Below are 26,276 nucleotides of genomic sequence, written 5' to 3' on the forward strand. Positions count from 1 at the left end.
CCGCCAGAGTGGTTTAATAACAATAGAAGAAGATTAAGAAGCTATTCAGGATGTATTTGTTTCGAATTTTTACACTGCTGTGCGCACTACTTTGGCTTATCGCCCCTCAACCAAGTCACGCTCAGCACATTGAGCAACTTTTCGATGAAGATGCTTCTTTAGACCTCTCCGACTCCCTGTACTATTTATACGAAGCCAATCTACCACTCACAATAAATGATGTGAGTAGAAGACGCAGCGACTTTCGCATGCATCCTTATAGCAACCCCAACTTCGGCTTTAGAGACAAAGGAATGTGGTTGTTAACTTCATTTTCCAACGTGTCAAACCAAGAGAACTGGGTATTTTCTATCAATTTTAGCCAACTAGACAAGGTCGACTTCTATTTGGTTAAAAATGGCGAAGTATTGCAACAAAGCCATCAGGGTAAATCTCAAAAAGAACAAATTTTTCGCATACCCACATTGCGGGTAACGCTAGCCAACGCCGAACGGGTCGATCTATTTATACGTGTTGAAAGCCAATCATCAAGCCTTATTACACCATTAAAAGTGCAACCTGAGCCTGTTCACAGCAGTTCGTTCCAAATGGACAGCCTGATGTGGGGGCTCTTTTACGGCGGCTTGCTGATACTGGCTGTTTATAACCTTGTGCTTTATTTCGGGGTTCACGAGCGCAGCCTGATTGCTTACGTCGGCTATATATGCGCCGTTATTCTTTGGCAATTTATTTGGGGCGGCCATATACACCTGTTGTTTTCCGGGGGGATACCCTATTGGCTTGTTGGTCACACCGAACTGATTTTTGTGATCATAGGTATTTCGTCCGGTTTGTTTACCGTGAGCTTTCTAGAGACCAAGAAGAACGCCAAGGCCGCACACCCCGTCATTGTGCTGTTATTGGCGGTGCAAATAGTTATTGGGGTAATTTGTTTTCTGGGTTTACTTCCCTCAATTTGGAAGAACAACCTAGTTTACGGCGTAGGTCTTATTGCTATTTGTAGTTATATATTTGCCGGTATCGAGGCCTTCGTAAACCGTTTCCAACCTGCTCGGTACTTTATATTTGCATGGGGAATGCTGGCAACAGGTGCCATTATTGGCATGCTAAGTCTAGTTGGGGTACTCCCTTCAAACGACTTCACCACATATTGTTTCCAAGTGGGCGTATTTTTAGAATCTGGGCTGTTTTCATTCGCGCTAATGGAAAAAAGCAGAAGCCAACTTGAACACGAAGTTGAGCAAGCTACCGATGATCTACGCAACAATATGGAGCTCATTGAAGAGCAAAATGCGCGCTTAGATATTGCTCGTAAAGATGCCATTAAAGCCAGTAATGTGAAATCGCAATTTCTTGCCAATATGAGCCATGAAATACGTACGCCTCTTAACGGTATTCTAGGGTTTAGCCGAGAACTGACCCATGCGTCTTTACCATCCGATCAACAAGAACAAGTGCGAATTATCAATACTGCCGCTGATAACTTGCTGACCATAGTCAACGATGTATTAGACTTCTCTAAGATTGAAGCGGGTAAACTACAAATTAACAACCAGCCATTTTCACCCAATACTTTGTTGGAAGAAATGGTGACGATTATGGCGAAGTCTTCCCATAGTAAAAAGTTAGAATTTGTTTTCGACCTGTCGCCTTTACCAGAAAAATTAATCGGTGATGTTTTCAGAATTAAGCAAATTTTGAATAACCTGCTTAGCAACGCCTTAAAATTCACGCCTTCCGGTACTATTACCCTTGCGGTCAAAGGCCGCCCGCTTTTACACGGAATTCATGAAATTGAAATCATCGTTGAAGATACGGGTATAGGCATAAACCGACAGGACAGAAAGAAACTCTTCAATGCGTTTTCCCAAGTGGATGACTCGATAAACCGCAATTATCAAGGTACCGGATTAGGCTTGGTGATTAGTCGTGAGCTAGTTCGACTCATGCGAGGCGACTTAACCCTCAAAAGTACGCCAAGGCAAGGCTCCACCTTTGTGGTTACCCTTAGAACCAATCATTTAAGCCAGAAATATGCATTAAGTGCTGATACTGAATGGCACGGAAAGCATGTGGTTATCTTCGACCCCATTCCTGCCACGCGCCGAGCCAGTGCCTCTATGTTGAAGCAACTGGGTGCTAAAGTGACCACTGTTGAATCCGTTGATTATCTTTCTAGACTGTCGCTACAGTCATCTTCCACTGACTTCTTTATGGCAACAGTGCCGGTATCAAAAATGGACAAGCGGGATGAGTTCTTAAGCCGCTTTGTACAGTTTAATGCGACTAAGCGCGTACTTTGGTATTCGGGCCCTGAGCCTTTTACTCAATACCCGAGTTTGTCTCAGCATTTTCATACTCAAATCCGCATGCCGATGACATTGAGTAAACTCGATGGCTTAGTGAACAATAAGAAAGCAGTACCACGAAACCCACTTCAAGATAAGTTGAATTCCCTTCCACGGGCAAGAATTTTAGCCGTGGATGATATGGATATGAACCTCAAGTTACTGCATACCTGGCTTGATAATTCACCGATATCATTAGTAACCACAACAAGTGGCGAAGACGCGGTTAATCAATGCCAAACCCAAGAGTTCGACTTGATATTAATGGATGTGCAAATGCCCATCATGGATGGGCTTCAAGCGTCCCGTGCAATTAGAAAAACCACGCTGAATATGGGCACGCCAATTATTGCGGTAACCGCCCATGCATTTAAAGAAGAGCAAGAAAGGTTATTGGCTTCGGGTATGGATGACTATCTGCCCAAACCCATTGAGATTGGGTTACTGGTAGACCTTATTCGTTCTTGGTGCCATACCACTGAGCCGGGGCACATATTACTGCCTTCATTAGACTGGCAGCTGGCCTTAAAGCGCGCACATCAGAACCATGAAGCGGCCAAAGAGCTACTTGAAGACTTTATTACCATGGCGCCAGACATGCTGACGACCTTAAAAGCGCTGTGGAATGAAAAAGATTATGCTGAGCTTAAGCTCGAAATTCACAAATTACATGGGGCCTGCTGTTACATAGGTGCGCCGCGACTGCAAAGCTTAGCCGATGAGCTAGAAAGCGCCCTAAAATTAGGGCAACATTTTTTAGTGGCTGAACATCTGCCGTTGCTACTCGATGAAATTGAACGAGTCTGTTCAGAAGGCCAGACACGCACAGGCTAGCCTAACTAAAGTTATTCAGCGTTATTGGTTCTGCGGGCGGCTTGGCATTGAGAGATAAGCGCAGCAAACTCTTCTGGAGTTCTGTCTATATCAGAGGTGGCAATAAACACGTCATAACCAAGGCGCTTGCGAAGCTCTGCCATGCGATTGGCCAACATGGCTTTTACGCCGGTGAGTACAGTGCCATTGTTTAACGTAAAATGATTGTCATCGAACATAGACTCTTCGTAGCAACTTCCCGTGGCACACCCTTCATTCGTGTTATGTAGCAACAAAGGCCGCTGCTCCATCAGCAAATGGGTGGCTAAACGTGGCGATATACTGGTTAGAAACTCGGCATAGTCTTTTAATTTGAAGCCCACGGTTTCAAGCCCTACATGATCTAAACCTTGTCGTACTCTAGGGCAGTCTGCCCGCTGTAGGTTTTCCCAATGTATTCGCCAGCTGCCTAAACGATGGCGATAGGTGATAACGTCCGTGGTCATTTCTAGGCTGAATTCAGGTTCGCGAATTTTAAAGTAGCCCACCAGCAAGGTAACTAACGCCGCACTGGTGATCAGAATACCCGCTAAAAATAGCCAATCAGGGAGCAATACAAACCAAAGCGCAGCAAACACTAACCCTGCGCAACCAATAACAATACTGGTTATGCCGTTACTTTTTGACGCGGCTCGAATAAGAATAGGTTCAGGGTTATTGCCAGACATACAGGTACACAACCAACATAATTAAGGCCCACAGCACATAAAGTCGAATTCGCTGGCAGACGGCACAGTCTGTCTTCCACCAGCTAAAATGGCGTGTTGGCGCATTTCGTTTATTCTGATCTTTACGCATAAACAGGCAAACAGATTAATAATAAATACAGTTTACCTGTTTATAACTCGTGTTGTTAGGCCAGATGTCGATAGCGGTATCGCTGAAATGCTGCCACCAAGGTGGGTGTGAACACTAACGATAATATGACAGAAAAGCCTACGCCACCGGCTAGCACGACCGCGAGAGGCGGCCAGAAGCTGCCTTCGCTAAATAGTAATAGCGGGATTAACCCACCTACTGTCGTAAAGGTGGTGGAAAGAATGTGCCTGCTACAGCCCATAGTTTCCTGCACGATAGCAGCAATGTTTCCATGTTTAGCTTCTGTGTTTGCATTTATCGCCGCAATAACCACGATGGAGCCATTTATTGCAACCCCAATTAGCCCTGCAGATCCTAATAGGGGGTTAAAGCCTATCGGTAAACCTGATAACCATAAGCTAAACATGCCAAGTCCTACCGAGAGTATGGCTACCAATACAATCACCCCTGCCATACGCAAGCTCGTAAAGGTTAGAATTAGGGTAGTTAGCATAAGTACAAGGAGCACTGGCGCGTAAGTTCCTAGCTGCCCCATTGCCCGTCGCTGTTCGTCGGCATCTCCTGCAAGATGAATACGATACCCTTCTGGCAAGGCTAAGCTTTCGTTTAGCTTCTGTCTTAAAGTATTACTGGCATCAACAGGAGGAATATTCGGCAATAGGTAAGCCTGAATACGATTGACCCGCTCACCATCTTGGCGGGTAATACTGCTGATAGATGGTGCGAGTGTTAACGAAGCCACCGCACCTAACGACGACCAATTTATAGCGCTGTTTACCGAACTGTCCCCCGCCACGGGAATAGGCATGGCGTTTATGCCCGCGACATCTTGCCTGAAACTATCTGATAATCTCACCCGCACAGGAATTTCTTCCGTACTTTCCAACACTGAACCACCAGCAAGCCCTGAAAAGTTAATTTGCATCTGACTGGCTAAATCGGACAGGCTCAGGCCAAGGTACGACAATGTATCACTTGAAGCATCCACATTTAGTTCCGGCTCCCCCATAGTGATACTCGCTGTTGATTGGGAAATTCCGGGCACTTGTGACATTAAAAATCGAACCTGCTGACCCAATTCATTCAAGATGTCTAAATCAGGCCCGAAGATTTCTACTTCTACCGGCGCAGCAATAGGCGGTCCTTGTCCAAAGGCGCGCACCACAATTTGAACTTCAGGGAAGGTATCATCAAGGTGACGTTGCAAACGGCTGATTAAATTCGCGGCCTCTTCTACTGTGTGTGTCGTGACTACAGCATTAGAAAAGTGGGGTAAATTATCCCGTGTCATGACTTGGTTGTAATATACCGATGGGGCAGAACCTCCTACTAACCATGTCACCTGCTTCACCCCTTCACTTTCGCGGATAACACTGTCGACTTTGTGGGTGTAAGTGAGGGTGTTATCTATGCTGCTACCCTCTTTTGTCCACATGTAAACTTCGAACTGATCTCTATCAGCACTAGGGAAAAATACGTTAGCCAGCGTGCCTGAAAGTACAAAACCAGAGATACAAAAAACAAGCACTAGCGGTAGAACTAAAATGGGTCGTGCAATCCACGCGGCTAAATGTACGCGAAACGCTTGGCTTAATTTAGGGGCTTGTAACCCTACTTGCCACCAATGTTTATTCCCTACATTCTCAGCTTCTTCTCCTTTAGGAAGAAAGCGAGCCGCTAATGCCGCTATTACGGTTAGGGATATAAACAACGAGCCAATTAATGCCATCACCACGCTTATAGCAATAGGCCCAACAAAATCACCAATATTACCGTTTAGCAGGAAAATAGGCATGAAGCCTAATATGGTGGTAAGTGTTGAGGCGAGTAAAGGCGCAAAAAGGTGAGAAACGCTTTTGGCCATCGCTCCAACGCGAGTAGCAGATGGGTCTTGTAAGTTAATCCGAATTTCATCGGTAATAACAATGGCGTTGTCGATTAACAGTCCGATGGCGATAATCATGCCGAAAATGGACATTTGGTGAATTTGTTCGTTATAAAAGTTTAAAGAGAACAGCGCAAAAGATGCACACAAAGGAAGCGCTAACCCCACAATCCATGACGCTTTAAACCCCATAAAGAGTAAAATAACTAACATGACTACCGCACAGCCCATCAATAGGTTGCCCGATAGTTCGGCTAGGCGATTGCCGGTATATTTATTCTGCTCAAAAGCGATGTCAGCTGTTACCGTGCCTTTGAATTCCTGATTAAAGCTATCCACCACGCTTAGCGCATCGTTAGTCCATACATCGGCACGTAGCGAGGTTTGCATACGGGCAGCAACAAAGATAACTTCTTCTCCGTCGAGCACACCAATGTCAGAACGTGGCGTTACATAGCCGCGGGATACCTTTGCAACGTCTTCTACCCGTAAATAACGCCCCTCTTGATTAACCAATGGAATAGCAGACACCATCGCCACTCCGTCTAATCCTTTCGCCACAGTGAAGCGTAAATTTGTGCTTTCAGTGTCAAGCACACCTGCAGGAAGTTTAGGATCGGCGCTACTAATAATATTGCTGACTTGTCCAAGATTTAGGCCGGTGGCCGCGAGTTTATCCGGGGAGATACTTACGCTAATTTCTTCTTCCGGCGCACCATAAATACGCACTAACTCGGTGCCATGTACATTACGAAGTCTATCGGTGAGTTCTTCCGCTAACCGCCCCGTAAGAGTAAGCGATGTGGTATCGGGGTGTGAGGCTTTTAAAGCCAGTAATAACGTGAATGCCGTGGCTCCGCGCTTTTCATCAAAAATAGGCGAACCTATACCTTCAGGGAAACCTGCTGATGCTTCGCCTATAGCGTCTCGTATTTCACTGAATAACTGTTCGTTACTACTGCTATCAATCCAATCTTGAGTTTCAATATTGATGACCGATATACCAGCTCTTGAAGTTGATTTAACTTCCTTTATTTCAAAGATTTCGCGTAGCTTATCTTCTATTACATCACTGACTAGGGCTTCCACCCGTTCTGCTGAAGCTCCTGGGTAAGACGTGATAACAAGCGCATTTCGGGTATCAATTCTAGGGTCTTCTAAGCGCGGTAAGTTACCTAGCGCAGACATGCCTGCAACAAGCAATATCACTAAGCTTAAAACGAGTAAGTGAGGTCGTCGGTAGAATAAGGTATACCATGGGTATTTTTTATCAGTATCAAATAGCATGGGGTTCATTGCGTTGCTCCCTCGGCGCTATTCACACTCCCCTCACTTAATTTAACCGATTGCCCTGGCGACAGCTTATGCGTACCACCTGTTACTAAGCGGTCGCCATCACTTAAGGCACCGCGTACAAAGGCACGCTCACCGTTGGTGTAAATAACTTCAACGGTTCTGCTTTCAAGGGTAAGTCCTTCTTGTTCTGTCACGACAAAGACTCGCCATAGGCCTCGTAAACCATTGCTAAGGGCACTAGCAGGTATCCAACTGCCGGTGCTATCGCCGTGACGTTGCCCTAATAAGGTGGCAAGATCGCCTGGTCTTAGGCCTGCATTGCTCGATAGATTTACGAGGATATCAACAGTACGGGTTTGTCTGTTGCGCACAGGGGAAAGCTGGCTCACCGTTGCTTCAATATTTAACGCATCAACATTAAGGGCTACCTTTTCACCTACCCGAAATAGAGAGACCATATCTGCTGGCACCGCAAAGCGAGCTTGTAAGGGCGCATCGCTAGTAAGACTAAGCAAGGCGGTCCCTGCAGTAACAACACTCCCTTCATCAAAATAACGCGCACTAATTATGCCTGAAAACGGCGCGAACAATTTTGTTTTAGCTTGCTCTACATCTAGACTTTTAATACTTGCTTCAATTTCTTTTACCTGCGCACTGGCAGCAGCGGTATTGGCTTTAACTTCATCTAAACGTTGCGACGATTCGAGTTTTTTCTCCACCAGTACAGTGACCCGCTTTTCGCTTAGCTCTGCTAACGTTAAATCTGCCCGTGTACGTTCTAATGTCGCGTTTAATTCCACAAGGCGCGCAGTCAATCTGTCATTGTCTAGCTTGGCTAGTACCTCACCTTTTTGAACCGTATCCCCTTCATCAACGAAAATTGCCATGACTTGGCCACTGGTATCAAAAGACACATCAGCTGCTTTGGGAGATTCAATTAATCCATAAATTTTTACCGGCATTTCAAAACCGCTTTGCAGCGTAACTCGCTGAGTGGAAACCGCGGTAGGTGGATGGTCGGTGAGTGTTTGTGTGGCGCCATTAAGCCCGGCAGCAAACAGCAGAAGCGTTAATCCAACAACGAAGATAGTGATAGCAGCATACAATGCTGTCGATGCCCCTTTTCCTTGTTCAGTGGACTCAATTGTCATTTCATTTTCCTTGCTTCTGCAGGCCTATTAGCCGAGGCATATTTGGTATACTATTTTTACTATGCTAGATTATAAATACTAGACCGTCTAGTTTGATATTAAAAATTTAAGTGAGATTCCATTGCCTGAGCAAAAAAACAAACGACAAGGCCGCCCAAAAAGCGAAGAAAAACATAACCTTATTCTTCATTCAGCGTCGTGCTTATTTATAGAGAATGGTTTCGCAAATACTTCAATGGACAATATTGCTAAGGCATCTGGGGTATCAAAACAAACGGTTTACTCTCATTTCGATAATAAAGATGCCTTGTTTAAGGCTGCTATTACAAAGAAGTGCCAATCTTACCAACTCGATACCAACCAATTGATGCAGGGCACAAATGCTAACCTACCGCTAAACCATTATTTAAAGCAGGTAGGTGCACAATTCATCAGGTTAATTCAAGACCCAGAAGCGGTTGCTGTTTTCAGGCTGGTCATTGGTGAAGCGCAAAGCACCCCTCATGTAGCAAAACTATTTTATGATGCTGGGCCTGGTGCATCGATAGAAGCTTTCTCTGAAATGTTTTTCTTTTATGGCAAAGGCGCGCTAACGAAAGCTAACAGCGTACAGTTGGCCATAGACTATTGTTCATTGCTACAAAGTGAATTTCATAACAAATTGCTGTGCGGTGTACAGGTGGCAATGCCCGATAAAGCCATTAGCGCCCATGTAGAAATTGCTGTCGAGAAAACCTTACTGCTATTTAATACTTATTGTACAAATAAAGACGAATAACTCCCCCTCAAGACGGCGACGAAGGATTACTTATTTCCTCGTTTGTTATACACTACAGCCGTTTTCGTTGATGATTGAGTGACATATGTCTGACTTTACCGGTAACCACATTCTTTCGGTTAATCAATTCGATCGTGAGGCTATTGAGAAAGTATTCTCAGTTGCAGATTCTATGCAGCCTTATGCGAAACGCCAAAAGCGCACCACTGTGCTTGAAGGCGCTATTCTTGGTAATTTATTTTTCGAACCTAGCACCCGTACTCGCGTCAGTTTCGGTACTGCGTTTAACCTTTTAGGTGGCGAAGTACGTGAGACCACCGGCATGGCCAGTTCAGCTTTAGCTAAAGGCGAATCACTCTATGATACCGCCCGCGTACTAAGCGGTTACTCAGACATTATTGCCATGCGTCACCCTGCTGCCGGATCGGTAGCCGAGTTTGCAGAAGGCAGTCGTGTACCAGTGATTAACGGTGGTGATGGCGCTAATGAACACCCTACTCAAGCCTTGCTCGACCTATTCACCATTAAACGTGAACTGGAATACCATGGGCATGGTATTGACGGATTGCATATCGCCATGATTGGCGACCTTCGTTATGGCAGAACCGTACACTCGTTATCTCGCCTATTGTGCTTATTTAAAAATGTGCGCTTTACGCTAATATCTCCCAAAGAGTTAGCCATGCCACAGCCGATTATCGATACAATTGAAAATGCGGGGCATCAGCTCAATATTACTGAAACACTTGAAGGCAGTATGGATGCCGACATTTGTTACCAAACCCGCATTCAGGAAGAGCGCTTTCCTTCTCAAGAAGAAGCGAATAAATACCGTGGAAAATTTCGTTTAAACCACTCTATTTATACTCGCCATTTCCAGTCTAAAACCGTCATTATGCATCCACTTCCTCGGGATTCTCGTATAGAGGCTAACGAGTTAGATAACGACCTAAATTTAAATCCAAACCTTGCCATATTCAGACAAACTGACAACGGTGTTCTAGTACGCATGGCGCTATTTGCGCTTACGTTAGGCGTTGAAGAGTTATTGACTAAATATGAACGTGAAGTGGTATGGTTCAGCAACAAGAGCAATGAATTACATGCAAAAATCTGAAGTCCTTTTTACCCGCGCCCAAAAAACAATTCCTGGCGGTGTTAATTCTCCCGTTCGCGCCTTTAAAGCCGTTGGCGGAACACCTCGCTTTATTACCAAGGCTGATGGCCCTTACATGTGGGACGCCGACGGTAAACAGTATATCGATTACGTGCAATCATGGGGTCCCATGGTATTGGGTCATAACAACCCACAAATTCGTCAAGCAGTCATCGATGCCTCTGAATTCGGCCTTTCATTCGGTGCGCCTACCGAAGCTGAAATCATTATGGCTGAAACGGTCAGTAAATTGGTGCCGTCGATGGAAATGGTACGCATGGTAAATTCAGGAACTGAAGCCACCATGTCGGCTATTCGCTTATCTCGTGGCTACACGGGTCGCAATAAAATCGTTAAATTTGAAGGCTGTTACCACGGCCATGCCGACTCTTTGCTAGTAAAAGCAGGTTCTGGGGCATTGACCATGGGCGTGCCAAGCTCTCCTGGGGTACCCGCTAACGTGGCCGAGCACACCGTTACTGTCGAATATAACAATATCGATAGTGTAAAAGAGGTGTTTAATGCTCACGGAAACGACATTGCCTGTATAATTGTTGAGCCAGTTGCTGGTAATATGAACTGTATTCCACCTGTTGAAGGCTTTTTAGAAGGTCTTCGTGAAGTGTGTGACGAATACGGTAGTCTTCTGATATTTGATGAAGTGATGACTGGTTTTCGGGTATCCCGCGGCGGAGCTCAAGAACGTTATGGCATAAAACCCGACTTAACTTGCTTAGGTAAAGTAATTGGCGGCGGAATGCCGGTAGGTTGCTTTGGTGGTAGAAGAGACATTCTTACCCATATTGCCCCTACAGGTCCTGTTTACCAAGCTGGTACGCTTTCTGGTAACCCAGTGGCGATGGCAGCCGGTTTGGCCGCCATGCAGCAAATTCAAGAAGAAGGTCTTTACGAAGGCATCTTTGAAAATACCCAAGCGCTCGCTGATGGTATGCAAGCTCTTGCCAATAAGCATGGCATTAAACTAAGTACTAATGTTGCCGGCAGTATGTTTGGGATATTCTTTACCGACATTGAGCGCGTTACTAATTATCAGCAGGCCATTAACTGCAACACAGAGCAGTTCAACAAATTTTACCACGGCATGTTGGAGCAAGGTGTTTACTTGGCACCTGCCTCATACGAAGCTGGATTTGTATCGAAAGCGCATGATAAGGATATCATTGCTAAAACTTTAGAAGCAGCTGACAAGGTGTTTGCAATGCTCAAATAACAATAATGGATAGGTATTTTGACGACAACGGATTGGTTACTACTAAGTGTCTTGTTTTTAGTTTTTGCTTACAGTGTTGTCGTTACCGCTGTGCTGGTGAAGTATCGCCGGCACAGACTCAATAGACTTGTATACCGACAACGAGTTAGAGCAAAATTAAAATCAGATCCCTCAACCGATCAGCATAATCAACACGTTGCTGATGAAGCGTTAAAGTTATCTCAAGCCTTTCAAAAGTTCGTCCCCCAACAGTTTATCGACCACATTACAAAAACCGGTTCAGGCCATATTGAGCTTGGTTATGCCGATGAGCAAGATGTGGCAATTCTTTTTTGCGACATCCGCGGGTTTACCGGCTTATCAGAAAAAATGCGTCCTCAGGAACTCATGGGTTTTCTCAACTCGTATTTTCTGCGTATGAATAAACCCATCCACGAGAACGGCGGGTTTATCGATAAGTTTATCGGCGATGCCATGATGGCATTGTTTGATCACCCTGGTGGTACTCCGCAAGATAAAGCAATTGACGCGATTAACGCTGCGATGGAATTACGCAAAACCCTCGATTTTTATAATATTCGTCGTAAACGTAAGGGCTTTGTTCCCATTAATGTGGGCGTGGGAATACATTATGGTCCTGTGGTAATGGGAACGGTAGGTTCCGACGATAGAATGGATACCACAGTTATTGGCGACAGCGTTAATATTGCCTGTCGTTTAGAAGCGCTAGCGCCAAAATACGGTGCTGACATTATTGTCAGTGCACAAGTACTTGAAGGAATGGGAGATAAGTTCCCTATTAAAACACGGCTTCTTGACTGGGTTCGGGTAAAAGGGCGCAAATCCCCCATCCGAATTTATGAAGTGCTTAGCCATTTGCCATATGAACAGCAGGAAGAACGGTTTTCGGTTCAATCTAAAATCGCCGCTGGCTTAGCTTGTCGAATAGATAAAGAGTGGGATTTGGCCATCGCGCACTTTGAAGCGGCGCTAGCCATTCTTCCTCAAGATTCCTTGGCAAAGCACCACATCGATGTGTGTCGTATATATCAAAACATGCTGCTGCCAGATGACTGGGATGGCGCGTTAAATATTCAGTAACGCCTCACCGAGGTTATTCAGATTCTGTATTTTTCGCCTGCTCGCGAATAAAGGTTACAGACGGCGCAAAAAAGGCAGCACCTGTTTCCGCATTGGTGAAATCTAACCAGCGGTCGTAATCTCCGTCACCATTGCCATATATTTGGCTATGCAGCATAGCTTTAAAGGGTCTAGCACTGGCCGAACAACTTACAAACAGCAGCCCTTGCGACACCATATCGCCATAAGGCATACCTTGTTTTATCAGCCCTGCTTTACCACTTTCAGTGGTAATTATGTTGGCGCGCACACTATGAGAAGATTCAGATTGTTCTGCACTCACCAAGTTATGCTGCTGAGTTGTCCCCATCACTTGTTCTTGCTGCCGTGATGAGAGGCTGTGCCAACGGCGTAAGTCATGCTTGTAGCGCTGTACGTGAAGATAACTTCCACCGCTAAAATCAGGATCGTTTTCGCTTACGATGGCAACCTCTCTGCGCTTCATTCCACGCGGGTTGTCAGCAGCATACAAGTACCCGGTAAGATCCCGTCCATCGAGGTAACGAAAACCACGAATTTGTTCTACCATTTCTACGTGTAATCGCAGTAAATCCATCACTTCGATACCGATGGCATGACAAATATCTAACCGATCAGCCCTAATTTGAATAAACAAATCACAGGGCATAGTAGGCGCACTTCTGTCCTCACACTGCATATCAGGGAAAGGCATCAGTTCTACTGGAATTAACCCTGGGTACACTTCAGTCCAATAACCGGTTCCAATTGCCACAACGCCGGTCACCATGGCTTCGTAGTGCTCTGACTCAAAGTGTTCGAATATATCCAACACCCGGGCAAGCTTCGCCCTTACCGCCTCACAATCGTCATCAATAACGTTAAGCAGTAAATATTGCGCATGTAAATTAGGTTCTGCGCAAATCCCTTTTTGTGGTTGTGTCATGGGCACTCTTATTGTTATTTAACCATGGCGAACAATGAAACAAGTGTGTATTAATAACCCGCTGCTTGTCCATCTTTTCGGCTTTCAGAAGCCCCAAAGTAAACCTTTCGCTTATCATCCCACATTATGGCTTGATAACCCCCAAAAGCGCCAACAACACGCTGCAATGTGTGTCCCCGCTCCATTAACTCTCGCTGCACTGTTTCATCGAAGCCAGATTCAAGGCTGATATAACCGCCATCACGCATCAACTTACCCGTTGGAGTACTAGAGCCACTATGTAAAATACGCGGCGCATCACCAGCTTCTTGTAAATTCATGCCGAAATCGAGCATATTCACGATAATTTGTGCATGCATTTGAGGCTGTGTGCCTCCGCCCATAACGCCAAAGCTTAAAAACGGCGCACCATTACGAGTAACAAATGCAGGGATAATTGTATGAAATGGGCGCTTTTCAGGCTTAAGTTCGTTGAAATGTCCTTCTTCTAGCGTAAACATCTCACCTCGATTTTGTAGTACAAAACCAAGCCCTGGCGGTGTCATACCTGACCCCATACCGCGATAATTACTTTGAATGAGCGATACCATGTTACCGTCTTTATCGGCCACCGTTAAATAAACTGTATCGCCATCGTAAATACCTGCATCTACACGCTTTGCGGCCCTATCATCGTTAATAAGCTGCTGGCGTTTGGTGGCGTAATCTTTGGAAATTAACCACTCAACGGGAATGTCATTAAATGCGGGATCAGCATAAAATTTTGCGCGATCTTCAAACGCTAACTTTTTAGCTTCTACGAAGGTGTGGATGTAATCAGCAGAATTAAACCCCATGCCTTCAATGTCGTAGCGCTCTAATACATTGAGTATTTGTAATGCCGCAATGCCCTGCCCATTAGGGGGAAGCTCCCATACATCGTAGCCACGATAATTCGCCGATACCGGTTCTACCCACTCTGACGAATGCGATGCTAAATCGGCATAAGAAAGATAGCCACCTTGGGATTTCATATAGGCATCAATATTTTGCGCAATGTCACCCTTATAAAAAGCATCTCGCCCACCGGTTGCAATTTTTTCGTAGGTTACCGCAAGACCAGGGTTCTTAAATACATCCCCTTTTTTAGGGACTTTTCCATTAATAAGAAACGTTTCTGCAAAACCATCGTAATGACCAATTCTGTCATTGTTCATTGCTAAATAATAAGCAACCAGTTCAGAAACTGGAAAGCCATTCTTTGCATATTCAATGGCCGGCGTAAGCAAAGCCGTCATAGGCAATTTGCCAAACTTTTCATGGAGCATAAACCAGCCATCTACTGCCCCAGGCACAGACACTGGCAGTGGGCCGAATTTAGGTATTTGCGCTAAACCTCTATCGTTAAACACTTGTTTGGTCAGTAGCTTTGGAGAGCGGCCCGATGCGTTCAACCCAACTAACTTGTTTTCCTTGGCATCCCATACCATTGCGAATAGATCGCCGCCTACACCTGCCCCTGTAGGTTCAACAAGCCCCAGCATAGCGTTCGCAGCAATGGCAGCATCTACGGCGCTTCCGCCGCGTTTAAGCACGTCCAGAGCCACTTGGGTTGCAAGCGGTTGGCTCGTAGCGGCCATACCATGTTGCGCAATAACTTCTGAACGACTCGCAAAAGGCGCGCCGGTAACTCTATCGTACCCATAAGCCATTTGACTGACACACAGTAGTAACAAACATCGCAACAGCATGATTTATTATCCTAATAAGAGAACAAACCTAATTTAGCATTATTGCTAACTAAGTAAATTATCAATAGTTTAGCGTTATTTTTAACTTTATGAAAAACGAAAAAAGCCCCGCAGATGCGGGGCTTAAGATTGGTGATACAGGCATTATCGTTATTATAAGTAATTTTGCCTGTTCAGACTTCCTTACGTACGGCCGTTGGTGAAGTCAGGATAAGCTTCCAGACCACATTCACTCATATCAACACCGTCGAATTCTTCTTCTTCAGTTACACGAACACCAATGACGGCTTTAATCGCTAACCAAACAACTAGGCTTACTACAAACACCCAAACAAAGATGGTAGCAGCACCAATTAACTGACCAACGATGCTTGAACCGTCGTTAGTGAATGGAACAAGGATAAGACCAAGTAGACCAACAACACCGTGAACAGAGATAGCACCTACTGGATCATCAATTTTAAGTTTATCTAACGCTACAATGCTTAGTACTACTAAGATACCACCAAGGCCGCCGAATAAGGTTGCTTGTAGTGGCGTAGGAGTAGAAGGCTCAGCAGTAATAGCAACCAAACCAGCTAGTGCACCGTTAAGGGCCATAGTTAGGTCGGCTTTGCCAAACATAATGCGTGCTAAGATAAGCGCTGCAATACAACCACCCGCTGCTGCTGCGTTAGTATTCATAAATACAATCGCTACCGCGTTTGCACTTTCAACTGTTGCAGTAGCTAGTACTGAACCACCGTTAAAGCCAAACCAACCCATCCATAAAATGAATGTACCTAGTGTAGCTAGTGGAAGGTTAGCACCTGGAATAGCGTTAACTTTACCATCAGCAGTATATTTGCCTTTACGAGCGCCAAGTACCAATACACCAGCTAATGCTGCGGCAGCACCTGCCATGTGAACAATACCCGAACCTGCAAAGTCAGAGAAGCCAAGGTCACCAAGGGTGTACATGCCAAATACAGCTTCGCCGCCCCACGTCCAAGCACCTTCCATAGGATAGATGAAACCAGTCATTACAACAGCAAACGCTAAGAAAGCCCAAAGCTTCATACGCTCAGCCACTGCACCCGAAACAATAGACATTGCCGTTGCAACGAATACCACTTGGAAGAAGAAATCAGCAGAAGGTGCATACGTTGCTGCATCTTCAGCAACACCTGTTGCGCCGTCACCCATAATTCCACCTAGGAACGGGCTCCACTCGCCGCCACCATACATGATGCCGTAGCCGCAAATCATATACATGGTGCTAGCAATGGCAAATAACGCGATATTTTTAGTTAGAATTTCTGTCGTGTTTTTAGCGCGTACCAAGCCAGCTTCTAGCATGGCGAAACCTGCCGCCATCCACATAACTAGTGCACCGCAGATTAAGAAGTAAAAGGTATCTAGTGCATACCCGAGTTCAAATGTAATTTCCATTATGCTTTTCTCCGCAAATTAATCGTTTTGGCTTACAACGCGTCTGTGTCTGACTCGCCAGTTCGAATACGTACGGCTTGTTCAAGGTTGTAAACAAATACCTTACCGTCACCAATCTTGCCAGTCTTGGCTGCGCCAACGATGGCTTCTACCAAGCGATCTACCTGGTCGTCCTGAACAGCAATTTCCAGTTTGACTTTAGGTAAGAAATCCACTTGATATTCCGCTCCGCGGTAAAGTTCAGTGTGTCCTTTTTGACGTCCGAAACCTTTCACTTCGGTAACGGTAAGACCGTCAATTCCGATTTCTGAAATGGCTTCACGAACATCATCTAGCTTGAACGGCTTGATGATCGCTGTGACTAGTTTCATGAGTTGCTCCCAGTTTTTGTAATGGTTGTTTTGCACATTTCGTGTCTTGTACAGGGAAGTAAACCAAGAGATGTGCCACAAATAATTAGCAATTAAAAACAATAAGTTAACTAAAACGTGATGCATTTTGTTTACATTTATCGCACCGCCTTGGTGCATCGCGCCATCAATGCCCGATTTTAGAGCATGGTGAGTTAAATTAACTGAAAATAGCGATGAAATTAGGATGGAACTAATTAGTGACCTTGCGGGTCAGTTATTAGGTATGACAATTATCACACCTATTATAGCGCCTGAGTATGTGCCTGAACGTGCGCAGGTTTTTAATGCGAACAATAAGAGGAAGCTCGCAAAAGGCTTACTTATCTCAACCCTTTTACACCTGATTGGGTTAGTCATAGTGATCTTCTCTACTACGTTTGAAAGCGGTGTGACACCAGTACATAAACCTGCTCCCATTAGTGCAACCTTGTATTTCCCAAAAGTCAGTGTAGAAACAACCATTACTGAGACACCTGAACCCGCAAAAATCACGCCTCCCGTTAGTGAGGCTAAAGCACAAGAACGCCCTCCAGAAAAAGTGATTGAAACTACCGAGCAGCTAAAAGTAGTAGAGACTCAGCCAGTAGAAGCAACACCTACTGACGCTAAACCCACAGAAGCTAAACAAGACAAGTCTGCACCAACAGAAGCACTCGCGCCCACCATTTCCAATACTCAAGCTACTATCGACTCCTCAACGAGGAATCAGCAAGCTGGCAGTTTAAACTTGTCTCCACGAGCCAGTGCCTCGCAATTTTTTAATCAAAGAGAGCAAGAAGAAATTGCTGAGGAAGGCTTAAGAGCGGCTGAAGCACATAGGCAGAAAATAGAAAGCCCAGATCTTGTTGATACGCGAAAAGGCGAAGAGGACAGAAGCTATTATGAAAGGCCGGTGAAAAAAGTAAATTGTTCTGGCACTACTAACAAAGCGCTTACCGTTTTAAGTGGTTGGACGGGCGGTACACTTGAATGTAGCAAGGGCAGCGACTACGACCGCTTTATTGAGGCTCGCGTCGCTAAAGAACCTGTGAAAGACTAGCCGCTTAGGCTCTAAAACCCTTTGAGTTCTTTTGATTAATTAGGCTCTTGTCGCTTGGCGAAGACGATGCTTCATAATAAGCGCAGGCACAGCATTGCTAATTAGCGCGCCAATCATAATAAGCACTATTGCCATTGAAATGGCGGCAGACAGTGTACTTATTCCAAACAAAAATAACGCAATACTGGAAATGACAGGCGTGGCGAAGCTTAAGCTCGCTAATAATTGCCGATTACCAAATTTGAGCCCAATGTCCCATAAGTAAAAGGCGCCTCCTACAGGCCCAAGCCCTAATAGTATTGCACTTACCCAGGCGTAAAATGAAAGATCCCAGTGGCTCGACTCTAGGGTTAGGTGGGAACCCAGCGCTAGTGCTGCCACGACAATGGATATCCAGCCAATGTCTTCAACATCGCTCTTTGTGCCAGCCATAAACCACGAATAGCCAGACCAGATTAAGGCGCAGATTAATGCCAGCCCGTAGCCCAAAGTGTATTCGCTATTAAACTGAATGCTTTCACCCCCTGTGACTAAAATGCCGCAACCAATAAACCCTAATGCACCTCCTATCACTGCAAACACCCGTTGGTGCGCGTTAGCCACAGCAATACCCAGCATCAATGGCCAAAGGTAGGCAATAAGGCTTGCTTCAATGGGCGGTGCGTAGCGAAGGGCTAGGAAATAGCAAAAGTGAAACCCAAATAAACCACAGGTAGCCACTATCCATTGGGTAAGTGTTAATTTAGGTAATGTAAATAACGGCTCTCGCTTGATTAATCGCTTTAAAAAAAGTAATAACGCAGAAACTGAAAAGCAGATAAAAAGTAACTGGAAAGGCGGCACTGACGATGCGTAAACGCCCAACACTGCTAATACGCCCCATGAAATGATGGCTACAAGCCCTATAAACGTTGCCATTACTTGCTCATTGTTAAAATTAAAGAAGCCTAAGCATACCCGTAATTGCATATACATTCTGTGCAGAAAAGACGGCATGATTGATTTGAAAGCCTGCTTTTCTGTTAAACGTTACTGTGTTTGTAAATGCTTCGCTTTAACCTATTTAGCCGCCAAATACTGCACTAATGAAAGGTGCTGATTAGAGTTAGCTACGAGGCTACTTTTATGGCTATCTTTGTGGCTATCGGCGTTTGAAGTGTGTAGGTGGCATGCCCACATGTTGTTTAAACCGACGGGTAAATGCCGACACATCGTCATACCCCACGTTTACAGCCACCGCAATAATAGGCATATCTGTGTTACTCAGTAAGGCCCGTGCTTTTTCCATACGCACATTAATCAGGTATTCCCTTAGCCCCATCCCCGTACTTGCGATAAAGCGCTTTTTGAATTGTGTTGCTCCCACACAGGCAATTTTAGCAAGCGACGCTATAGTGTGAGGATAAGCGACATCTTGGTGAATGCAAGAAAGCACGGGAGTAATACGCTTATCAGTGGCGATACCCCGTTGCTGCTGGGCTAGAAGTGTCGAGAACAACCTTATCATGGCATCATTTTCATCATCACTTATATGATGCGTTAGCTGCACTTCCACGTACGCTAAAAACGCCTGCATGGGTGTGCTTATTCGAAAAGTGGGAGCGCCGCCAGCCAATAAAAAGCCTTTAGCGGGTGAAGCGCCCTCAGCGGGAAGAGAGCCCTCAGCGGGAAGAGAGCCCTCAGCGGATAAGGAGCCTTCAGCTGATATGGAGCCATCAGCGGATATGGAGCCATCTGCAATATTACTCGGCACTGTGTGTAAATCCGCTACAATAAATTTCGCCTGTTCATCAGCAGTAAAGCCATGTATGAACCCAGGTGCTATACAAATTCCCTCTCCTACTCCTACGCTCCCACTAAAAGTATCAAGTGCAATATCGATATGTCCATTAAGCGGCAATACTAACTGGTAATAGTCATGAGCATGCTTACACATAGTGCGGGTATAGGAACGAATAGATAATGACGGCTTCACGTTACCTCACAGTCATGCATAGCGCTTTAAGTTTACGTGCCTCTTTTAAAAGTCATTAGGGCACAAAACGCAATGCGTTAAAAATTAACGAATACTTTTTATACCTTAACATTGCCAAGCTATGACAGTGCAACGTATGCTGCATTTTTGGCTTTTTAAAGGAATGTGATGTGGCCGCTGCGAACTTATTAGCCCTTCTCGATGATATCGCGACATTAATGGATGACATTGCTGTTATGTCGAAAGTGGCAGCAAAGAAAACTGCTGGTGTTCTGGGTGATGATTTAGCGCTTAACGCTAACCAAGTACAGGGCGTGAAAGCTGACAGAGAATTACCCGTTGTGTGGGCCGTAGCGAAAGGCTCATTGCTGAACAAGGTTATCTTGGTTCCTGCCGCTTTGCTTATTAGCGCTTTTGTGCCTTCGTTGATCACCGTACTTCTTGTACTAGGTGGGCTGTATTTGTGCTTTGAAGGGGCTGAAAAGCTGCTTCATAAATACTTACCGCATGATGATGAGTCAGCAGAACGTGAAGCAAGAATAAACGCCCTAGCTGATGAAAAAGTAGATATGGTTGCGTTTGAAAAAGAGAAGATTAAAGGCGCTATTCGCACTGACTTCATACTTTCTGCGGAAATTATTGTTATTGCGCTAGGTAGCGTAACAGATGCGACTTTTACCACCCAAGTAGGCGTATTAGTAGCGCTTAGTATTGCTATTACGTTAGGGGTTTATGGGCTGGTTGCAGGTATTGTTAAGATGGATGATGTGGGGCTGTATTTACTGCGTAAATCACTCACGGGCACCATGAATAGCCTTCAACGCTTCTTTGGCCGTGCGCTATTAATTGCTGCGCCTATTTTAATGAAAACCCTTGCGATAGTCGGCACCATTGCCATGTTTTTGGTGGGCGGCGGCATTCTTACCCACAACATTGGTTTTTTGCATCACGCCGCAGTGTGGTTCAGCGAACTCGCGCCATCGATTTTTACGGTAATGGCTATCATTGCTGATGGGCTTGCGGGCCTAATAGCAGGCGCTATTTTAGCAGTCACCTTCACCCTGGTTTCTCGGTTACGTAAAAACTAAATAGTTTGCTGAAGGGGCAAAGTCACCGCCCCTTCAGCTTATGTAGCCCACTATTAAACTACTTAGCTTGTCCATATTCTTTAATTTATTGTGTCCCGCTTTAATTTTCATTTCCCACCAGCCCAACGTTAGTCATTTTGACCAAAACATATTTATAAAATAACCAAATATTAGTTATTTCATTTATTCAAAAAACCCACCTAAAAATCACTAAAAATTAAAATTCATTAAAATCAGATACTTAATGCATTTTAAAAACATGGCACAACCCTCGCTATAAACTAATTGTTAATTGATAACGACTTAATAAATAACTGCCAAGCAGTCCGATTTAGTGCAGTGACTAACTTTTATTCATAGGAGATGAACCATGTTTACTAACAAAAAATTACTTACTGCGCTGATTCTAAGTACTGCATTTACTGCCACCACTGTGATGGCTGATGAACCAACAAGTAACCTCATATCGCAAACCGATTATTTAGTGGCTAATGCAATGGCTGAGGTAAAGCAAGATATGACAATAGGTATCACTTACGACGTATTAACAGCCAGTCATACTTTTGAACCGAATGCGGCGAATGCAAGCACGTTAATAGCAATAGCAGATATTACGATTACGCCAATGAAAAGTGACGAGTTTCAAAACGATAACGACGCGTAAGGAGGCAGGTATGCTAACCGCGAGCGCATTATTTATGCTGGTCTTAGCACCCGTAGCAGCATTTGCACTTAGCGTTGTCGTGTTTTCAACAGCGCGTTACATGCTAGATCAGTTTTAGACCCAATTTTAAAGTTTAGCCTACTCCCTGGGGCTTTTTCAGGAGGCAATAAAAAGCATATTGAGTTGGATGCTTTTTACTGCCTACCTGTTTTTTTTATCCAAATATTCTTTCCCACCAGCGTTTCTTTTCGCCCTCTTTTTCTCCATCCGGCTTCACCGCTTTACCAGAGCAATCTTGTTGCGCAGGCGGCAACACATCGAGAATAGCAGGTACACTCATGCTGCCCGTACATCCGGCAATCACAACCGCGCCGGTCTTGGCATCAAAGTGCGCAATACCCAGTCCTTCAGGGAAGCGGCGAGATAAAGACTTAGGTGACTGAGACTTCATATAATTAATAAAAACTGGTAAGGCACCACTAGCACCGGTTAAATTCACTGGCAAGTTATCATCATTTCCTACCCACACAGTAACCACATTGTTGCGATCAAAGCCGCTGAACCAACTATCACGGTAATCATCTGTAGTACCGGTTTTACCTGCCATATTCACGTTACCAAAGTTCGCGCCTACTTGTTTTGCCGTCCCTTCTACTGTGACTTTATACAAGGCGTAATTTAGTAAATAAGTAGCGGCTTCATCGGTTCGCTGCGCGTAGAATTCAGCTTTTTTCCACAACAGTGCATTGTCAGCAGTGACAACGGAACTTACCGTATGCAGAGGCACATAGCGCCCACCGTTTGATAGCGTTTGGTACATTTGGTTAGTCACAAACGGCGTTAACTCAACTGCCCCTAACGTGAGAGAAGGCACCAAATTAACCTGAGAGGTAACGCCTAATCGCGCAATAGTGTCAGCAATAACATCAAGCCCCACTTGCATGCCTAAATTAACAGTAGGCACATTCAATGATTCAACCAACCCCTGAATAAGCGGCACCTGTCCTCTGAATTCTTTATCGTAATTTAACGGTGACCATTGCTGCCCATTGCGGCTTTCTAGCGTGATAGGTTGATCTTCCAGCGGCGTGGCTAAATTAAACTGGGTTGGATCTTCAAGTGCCGATAAATACACCGCAGGTTTTATTAATGAACCAATTGGCCGCTTGGCCCCCAATGCTCGGTTAAACCCTTTAAATGAATAATCTTTACCACCCACTATCGCACGCACTTCCCCTTTCGCACTGTCGGTGACAACCATCGCGCCTTGAAGAGGATTTTTTCTATTCGTTTGTAAACTTGCAATCGTACCCGAAAGGGCTTTTTCAGCCCGGCGCTGGGCCACGATATCTAAGGTGGTAAACACTTTTACACCCGAGTCACGCAAGCTTGAGTCGGCTAGAATATCTGCAAGCTCTCGTCGTACTTGCTCCATAAAAGCAGGGTGTTTGCCGCTGGCTAAACTCGCGCCACTAGCCAAACCCAGCGGCATATTTATCGCCCGCTCATATTGGCTGCGGTCGATTTCATTTTCATCAAATAACATACGCAGCACCAAGTCTCGGCGCTCTTTAACGCGCTCGGGGTGTTTACGTGGATTATAATAAGAAGGGCCTTTGATAATCGCCACAAGTGTAGCAATTTCAGTTGTGCTCAATTCATTCGCTGGGCGGTCGAAATAAAAATAACTCGCCAGTCCGAAACCGTGTACCGCCATGTCACCATTTTGCCCTAAGAAAACTTCATTTAAATAGGCTTGAATGATTTCCGACTTGGAATATCTGGCATCTATAATCACCGCCATAATGGCTTCTTTCGCTTTACGCACAATTGAGCGCTCGCGAGTTAGAAACATATTTTTGACTAATTGCTGGGTAAGCGTGCTACCACCTTGTACGGTTCTGCCCGCCGCAATATTGGCTAATAGCGCCCGCAATATAGATAAAGGCGCCACACCATGGTGATTATAAAAGTTGCGATCTTCAACCAAGGTTAGTGCTTTTGGCAGCATGTCGGGAATAGTGTCCAGTGTGACCAACATTCTGTCTTCCTGACTACCACTTACCATGCGCGTAACTAACCATGGTTCAAGCTTTATCGTGCCGAAAGGACGAGTTTGAGTTCTATCCTGAATTAGGCTAATTCGACTGCCTTGCCATGTGATCTCTATATGACGAAGCCCTTCAGCGCCTTCTGGGAAGTGAAAAGCCCGGCGCTGAATATTTAAGATACCATTACGATAACTGTATTCACCGCTACTATCTGCCTCGTTAACTTTGCGGTATCCCAACAAGGTTAATTCATCAATCACTTCTGTGGGGGTAATTTCTTGCCCTTTACTCAGCGCTAACGGGCGAGCAAAAATCTGAGCGGGGACTTCCCATTTGTTGCCTGAAAATTCATGTTTGATCTGCGCATCTAAATAAAAAGCATAGGCACCCAGTACCACTACGCCTATCAAAAATACGCGTAAGAAGAGTTTCATTATTGAAAAAGATTTTGGTTTGGATGCCGCTTTAGTCTGTTTTTTTGCCACTTTTTTTGCCACTGAGAATGCCATGATATGAAGCTGAAAAAATTGTGCAGCTTTCTACACACAATTTCCAGCGAATGCTGAAGAATTTTGTAGCAGCATATGAACAACTGTGTGCTGCACACTCTGAAGTTAGCGAACACTACCACTGCTCCCCCTCGGCAACAACTACAAAAATAGCACCACCTTAAAATCAATCGTTTCAATGATGCCACCCGTAGTAATGTTGAATGCTTACACTCAAGGAAAAATTATGACATCTGAAAATAGGGCGAGTTCTATTGCCAATATGGAAGGGTTACAATCGGCTATCGTAGCGGGAGAAACGGCCAGAGTGAAAGAGTTACTGGAGGGGCGTTCATTAGATGAACTCCAAAAAGGATATTTAATTGAGCTTGCTGAATTAAATAATGATGGCGAAATTATTGGAATTCTAAAACAAGCGCCAACGGCATAGTTTCACACGGCAGGTTTTCGTGTAATTGCCTCTTATCGGCCATAAACCTTAGGGCATCATTGAATTATACTCGCGTTTTACAGTCACATTGAGATAGCATGTGTGCTCGCAATACAGGAATTGAATTATGGGTTTTAAGGGTAAAGGGAAGCAGTGGGTCACTGCTGTATCAATGATGTCGGCACTGCTTTCTGGGCTTTGCAGCACTTCTGCAATAGCCGATGAGGCATTTTCCACGTGTACCACTGAACTTGCTAACAAAGCACTTGAGCAAGGTGTGAGTCAAGAAACTGTTGATGCCATTTTCCCCACATTAGCATACCAAGCACGTGTTATTGAGCTTGATAGAAGCCAACCAGAATTCGTTCAAACCTTTCCAGGCTACTTTAGTAAACGTGTAACCGATTGGCGCACGAACAAGGGCAAGGAAATGTATGAAAAGCACAAGGACTTGCTGCACAAATTAAGTGACAAGTACGGTGTGCCGCCACACTATTTGCTAGCGTTTTGGGGTCTTGAAACTAACTTTGGTAATTACAAAGGCAAAATGCCCGTTCTCGATTCGTTAGCCACGCTGGCTTGCGATCCCCGTAGAAGCAAATACTTTACGCAAGAGCTTTTAGTGGCAGTGAAGTTATTTGAGCGTGAGTCACTCACCCGTGAAGAAATGGTCGGCTCTTGGGCTGGTGCTATGGGTCATACTCAATTTATGCCATCGGCTTATACCCATTACGCGGTAGATGGCGACAATGATGGTCAAATTAACTTATGGAACAGTGAAGAAGATGCCCTAACCTCTGCGGCCAACTTTCTTGCGAGTTTAGGCTGGCAACGAGGCTTTCGTTGGGGCCGTGAAGTGCAGCTTCCAGAGAATTTTGACTATCAACTCTCTGGGTATAAAAACCGCCGCACTATCGCTCAGTGGAATGAACTTGGCGTAAAGCAAGCCGATGCAAGCCCGTTGGGTGAAGACGACACCAAAGCGTACGTGGTAGTGCCTGCAGGTCATGCCGGCCCCGTGTTTGTGGGTTACCAAAACTTTCGCGTGATCATGCGTTGGAACAATTCAGAATTTTACGCCATTGCCGTAGGCGTGTTAGCCGATAGGATTTCTGGGGCATCCGGCATTATTGCTCCCCTGCCTGATTTACCGGCTTACAGCAGAAACGATATTATTGGTTTACAGAAAAAACTGAACGATCGCGGCTTCGATGTTGGCACCCCAGATGGAATAATTGGCCCTGCCACCCGTGAAGGTATTCGCAACTATCAAATTGCAAACGAGATGATTGCTGATGGCTTCCCAGGCCTTAACGTGATGCAGTCGTTAAACTTGGTTGATAAGAGTGCCTAGCGCCTTTTTAA

General features: G+C 45.0%; 20 protein-coding genes. 10 read left to right on the top strand and 10 right to left on the bottom strand.

Annotated features, from left to right (window positions below; all coding sequences use genetic code 11):
• Positions 1-50: 50 nt before the first annotated feature.
• Entirely contained in the window at positions 51-3,182 is a 3,132-nt protein-coding gene (locus tag J8L84_RS00655; RefSeq protein ID WP_211069005.1) for a hybrid sensor histidine kinase/response regulator, read from the top strand.
• An 11-nt stretch (positions 3,183-3,193) separates the two neighbouring features.
• On the opposite strand, the gene J8L84_RS00660 is transcribed toward J8L84_RS00655, so the two are convergent.
• From J8L84_RS00660 to J8L84_RS00670, 3 genes are all read right to left on the bottom strand, one after another.
• Positions 3,194-3,889 (bottom strand): DUF2982 domain-containing protein, encoded by a 696-nt coding sequence (locus J8L84_RS00660; RefSeq protein WP_211069006.1) that lies wholly within the window; start codon positions 3,887-3,889, stop codon positions 3,194-3,196.
• 185 nt (positions 3,890-4,074) lie between these two features.
• Positions 4,075-7,221, bottom strand: a complete 3,147-nt coding sequence (locus tag J8L84_RS00665) for an efflux RND transporter permease subunit (protein ID WP_211069007.1) — start codon at positions 7,219-7,221, stop codon at positions 4,075-4,077.
• A complete protein-coding gene (locus J8L84_RS00670) occupies positions 7,218-8,372 on the bottom strand; it encodes an efflux RND transporter periplasmic adaptor subunit (RefSeq protein WP_211069008.1) in 1,155 nt (384 codons plus the stop codon). The genes J8L84_RS00665 and J8L84_RS00670 overlap by 4 nt, the downstream gene beginning before the upstream one ends.
• A 121-nt stretch (positions 8,373-8,493) precedes the next feature.
• On the opposite strand from J8L84_RS00670, the gene J8L84_RS00675 reads away from it, so the two are divergent.
• From J8L84_RS00675 to J8L84_RS00690, 4 genes are all read left to right on the top strand, one after another.
• Entirely contained in the window at positions 8,494-9,150 is a 657-nt protein-coding gene (locus tag J8L84_RS00675) for a TetR/AcrR family transcriptional regulator (protein WP_211069009.1), read from the top strand.
• 85 nt (positions 9,151-9,235) lie between these two features.
• Positions 9,236-10,267 (top strand): aspartate carbamoyltransferase, encoded by a 1,032-nt coding sequence (locus J8L84_RS00680; protein ID WP_057794414.1) that lies wholly within the window; start codon positions 9,236-9,238, stop codon positions 10,265-10,267.
• Positions 10,254-11,537, top strand: coding sequence for a glutamate-1-semialdehyde 2,1-aminomutase (hemL, locus tag J8L84_RS00685; RefSeq protein ID WP_211069010.1), 1,284 nt, complete (start codon positions 10,254-10,256; stop codon positions 11,535-11,537). Before J8L84_RS00680 ends, hemL begins: the two co-directional genes overlap by 14 nt.
• An 18-nt stretch (positions 11,538-11,555) precedes the next feature.
• Positions 11,556-12,638 (top strand): adenylate/guanylate cyclase domain-containing protein, encoded by a 1,083-nt coding sequence (locus tag J8L84_RS00690; RefSeq protein ID WP_211069011.1) that lies wholly within the window; start codon positions 11,556-11,558, stop codon positions 12,636-12,638.
• Positions 12,639-12,651: 13 nt separating this feature from the next.
• Here the strand turns inward: J8L84_RS00690 and J8L84_RS00695 are convergent, their stop codons facing one another.
• The 4 genes from J8L84_RS00695 to glnK all read right to left on the bottom strand — a co-directional run bounded on the left by J8L84_RS00695 (position 12,652) and on the right by glnK (position 17,113).
• Positions 12,652-13,581: a Dyp-type peroxidase gene (locus tag J8L84_RS00695; protein WP_211069012.1), complete on the bottom strand. Its 930-nt coding sequence runs from the start codon at positions 13,579-13,581 to the stop codon at positions 12,652-12,654.
• Between the two features lie 50 nt (positions 13,582-13,631).
• Complete coding sequence (ggt, locus tag J8L84_RS00700; protein ID WP_211069013.1) at positions 13,632-15,311, bottom strand: gamma-glutamyltransferase; 1,680 nt, start codon at positions 15,309-15,311, stop codon at positions 13,632-13,634.
• 183 nt (positions 15,312-15,494) lie between these two features.
• Entirely contained in the window at positions 15,495-16,742 is a 1,248-nt protein-coding gene (locus J8L84_RS00705) for an ammonium transporter (protein WP_013785694.1), read from the bottom strand.
• Between the two features lie 32 nt (positions 16,743-16,774).
• Positions 16,775-17,113, bottom strand: coding sequence for a P-II family nitrogen regulator (gene glnK, locus J8L84_RS00710; RefSeq protein ID WP_211069014.1), 339 nt, complete (start codon positions 17,111-17,113; stop codon positions 16,775-16,777).
• Between the two features lie 226 nt (positions 17,114-17,339).
• Between glnK and J8L84_RS00715 the strand changes: the two genes are divergently transcribed.
• Positions 17,340-18,194 carry a hypothetical protein gene (locus tag J8L84_RS00715; protein WP_211069015.1) on the top strand — a complete coding sequence of 285 codons (855 nt, stop codon included), beginning with the start codon at positions 17,340-17,342 and terminating at the stop codon, positions 18,192-18,194.
• Positions 18,195-18,233: 39 nt separating this feature from the next.
• On the opposite strand, the gene J8L84_RS00720 is transcribed toward J8L84_RS00715, so the two are convergent.
• Positions 18,234-19,112 carry an EamA family transporter gene (locus J8L84_RS00720; RefSeq protein WP_211069016.1) on the bottom strand — a complete coding sequence of 293 codons (879 nt, stop codon included), beginning with the start codon at positions 19,110-19,112 and terminating at the stop codon, positions 18,234-18,236.
• A 223-nt stretch (positions 19,113-19,335) separates the two neighbouring features.
• Positions 19,336-20,169, bottom strand: a complete 834-nt coding sequence (locus tag J8L84_RS00725) for an AraC family transcriptional regulator (RefSeq protein WP_211069017.1) — start codon at positions 20,167-20,169, stop codon at positions 19,336-19,338.
• A 170-nt stretch (positions 20,170-20,339) separates the two neighbouring features.
• Here J8L84_RS00725 and J8L84_RS00730 point away from each other — a divergent pair, with 170 nt between their 5' ends.
• Both J8L84_RS00730 and J8L84_RS00735 read left to right on the top strand, forming a co-directional pair.
• Complete coding sequence (locus J8L84_RS00730; protein WP_211069018.1) at positions 20,340-21,257, top strand: DUF808 domain-containing protein; 918 nt, start codon at positions 20,340-20,342, stop codon at positions 21,255-21,257.
• A gap of 370 nt (positions 21,258-21,627) precedes the next feature.
• A complete protein-coding gene (locus tag J8L84_RS00735; protein WP_211069019.1) occupies positions 21,628-21,921 on the top strand; it encodes a hypothetical protein in 294 nt (97 codons plus the stop codon).
• A gap of 214 nt (positions 21,922-22,135) precedes the next feature.
• On the opposite strand, the gene mrcB is transcribed toward J8L84_RS00735, so the two are convergent.
• Complete coding sequence (gene mrcB / locus J8L84_RS00740; protein ID WP_211069020.1) at positions 22,136-24,457, bottom strand: penicillin-binding protein 1B; 2,322 nt, start codon at positions 24,455-24,457, stop codon at positions 22,136-22,138.
• A 250-nt stretch (positions 24,458-24,707) separates the two neighbouring features.
• Between mrcB and J8L84_RS00745 the strand changes: the two genes are divergently transcribed.
• Together J8L84_RS00745 and J8L84_RS00750 are read left to right on the top strand one after the other, a co-directional pair.
• Positions 24,708-24,911: a hypothetical protein gene (locus tag J8L84_RS00745; RefSeq protein WP_159528239.1), complete on the top strand. Its 204-nt coding sequence runs from the start codon at positions 24,708-24,710 to the stop codon at positions 24,909-24,911.
• A gap of 127 nt (positions 24,912-25,038) precedes the next feature.
• A complete protein-coding gene (locus J8L84_RS00750; protein WP_211069021.1) occupies positions 25,039-26,265 on the top strand; it encodes a lytic murein transglycosylase in 1,227 nt (408 codons plus the stop codon).
• Positions 26,266-26,276 lie beyond the last annotated feature (11 nt).

This window comes from Alteromonas sp. MMG017, from assembly GCF_018100795.1.
In the GTDB taxonomy this organism is placed as follows: Bacteria; Pseudomonadota; Gammaproteobacteria; order Enterobacterales; family Alteromonadaceae; genus Alteromonas.

What these genes read in the sequence shown, in the direction of transcription:
- J8L84_RS00655 (WP_211069005.1), top strand. Translation starts at nt 51, where the DNA reads ATGTATTTGTTTCGAATTTTTACACTGCTGTGCGCACTACTTTGGCTT.
- J8L84_RS00660 (WP_211069006.1), bottom strand. Translation starts at nt 3,889, where the DNA reads ATGTCTGGCAATAACCCTGAACCTATTCTTATTCGAGCCGCGTCAAAA.
- J8L84_RS00665 (WP_211069007.1), bottom strand. Translation starts at nt 7,221, where the DNA reads ATGAACCCCATGCTATTTGATACTGATAAAAAATACCCATGGTATACC.
- J8L84_RS00670 (WP_211069008.1), bottom strand. Translation starts at nt 8,372, where the DNA reads ATGACAATTGAGTCCACTGAACAAGGAAAAGGGGCATCGACAGCATTG.
- J8L84_RS00680 (WP_057794414.1), top strand. Translation starts at nt 9,236, where the DNA reads ATGTCTGACTTTACCGGTAACCACATTCTTTCGGTTAATCAATTCGAT.
- hemL (WP_211069010.1), top strand. Translation starts at nt 10,254, where the DNA reads ATGCAAAAATCTGAAGTCCTTTTTACCCGCGCCCAAAAAACAATTCCT.
- J8L84_RS00695 (WP_211069012.1), bottom strand. Translation starts at nt 13,581, where the DNA reads ATGACACAACCACAAAAAGGGATTTGCGCAGAACCTAATTTACATGCG.
- ggt (WP_211069013.1), bottom strand. Translation starts at nt 15,311, where the DNA reads ATGCTGTTGCGATGTTTGTTACTACTGTGTGTCAGTCAAATGGCTTAT.
- J8L84_RS00705 (WP_013785694.1), bottom strand. Translation starts at nt 16,742, where the DNA reads ATGGAAATTACATTTGAACTCGGGTATGCACTAGATACCTTTTACTTC.
- glnK (WP_211069014.1), bottom strand. Translation starts at nt 17,113, where the DNA reads ATGAAACTAGTCACAGCGATCATCAAGCCGTTCAAGCTAGATGATGTT.
- J8L84_RS00715 (WP_211069015.1), top strand. Translation starts at nt 17,340, where the DNA reads ATGGAACTAATTAGTGACCTTGCGGGTCAGTTATTAGGTATGACAATT.
- J8L84_RS00720 (WP_211069016.1), bottom strand. Translation starts at nt 19,112, where the DNA reads ATGGCAACGTTTATAGGGCTTGTAGCCATCATTTCATGGGGCGTATTA.
- J8L84_RS00735 (WP_211069019.1), top strand. Translation starts at nt 21,628, where the DNA reads ATGTTTACTAACAAAAAATTACTTACTGCGCTGATTCTAAGTACTGCA.
- J8L84_RS00745 (WP_159528239.1), top strand. Translation starts at nt 24,708, where the DNA reads ATGACATCTGAAAATAGGGCGAGTTCTATTGCCAATATGGAAGGGTTA.
- J8L84_RS00750 (WP_211069021.1), top strand. Translation starts at nt 25,039, where the DNA reads ATGGGTTTTAAGGGTAAAGGGAAGCAGTGGGTCACTGCTGTATCAATG.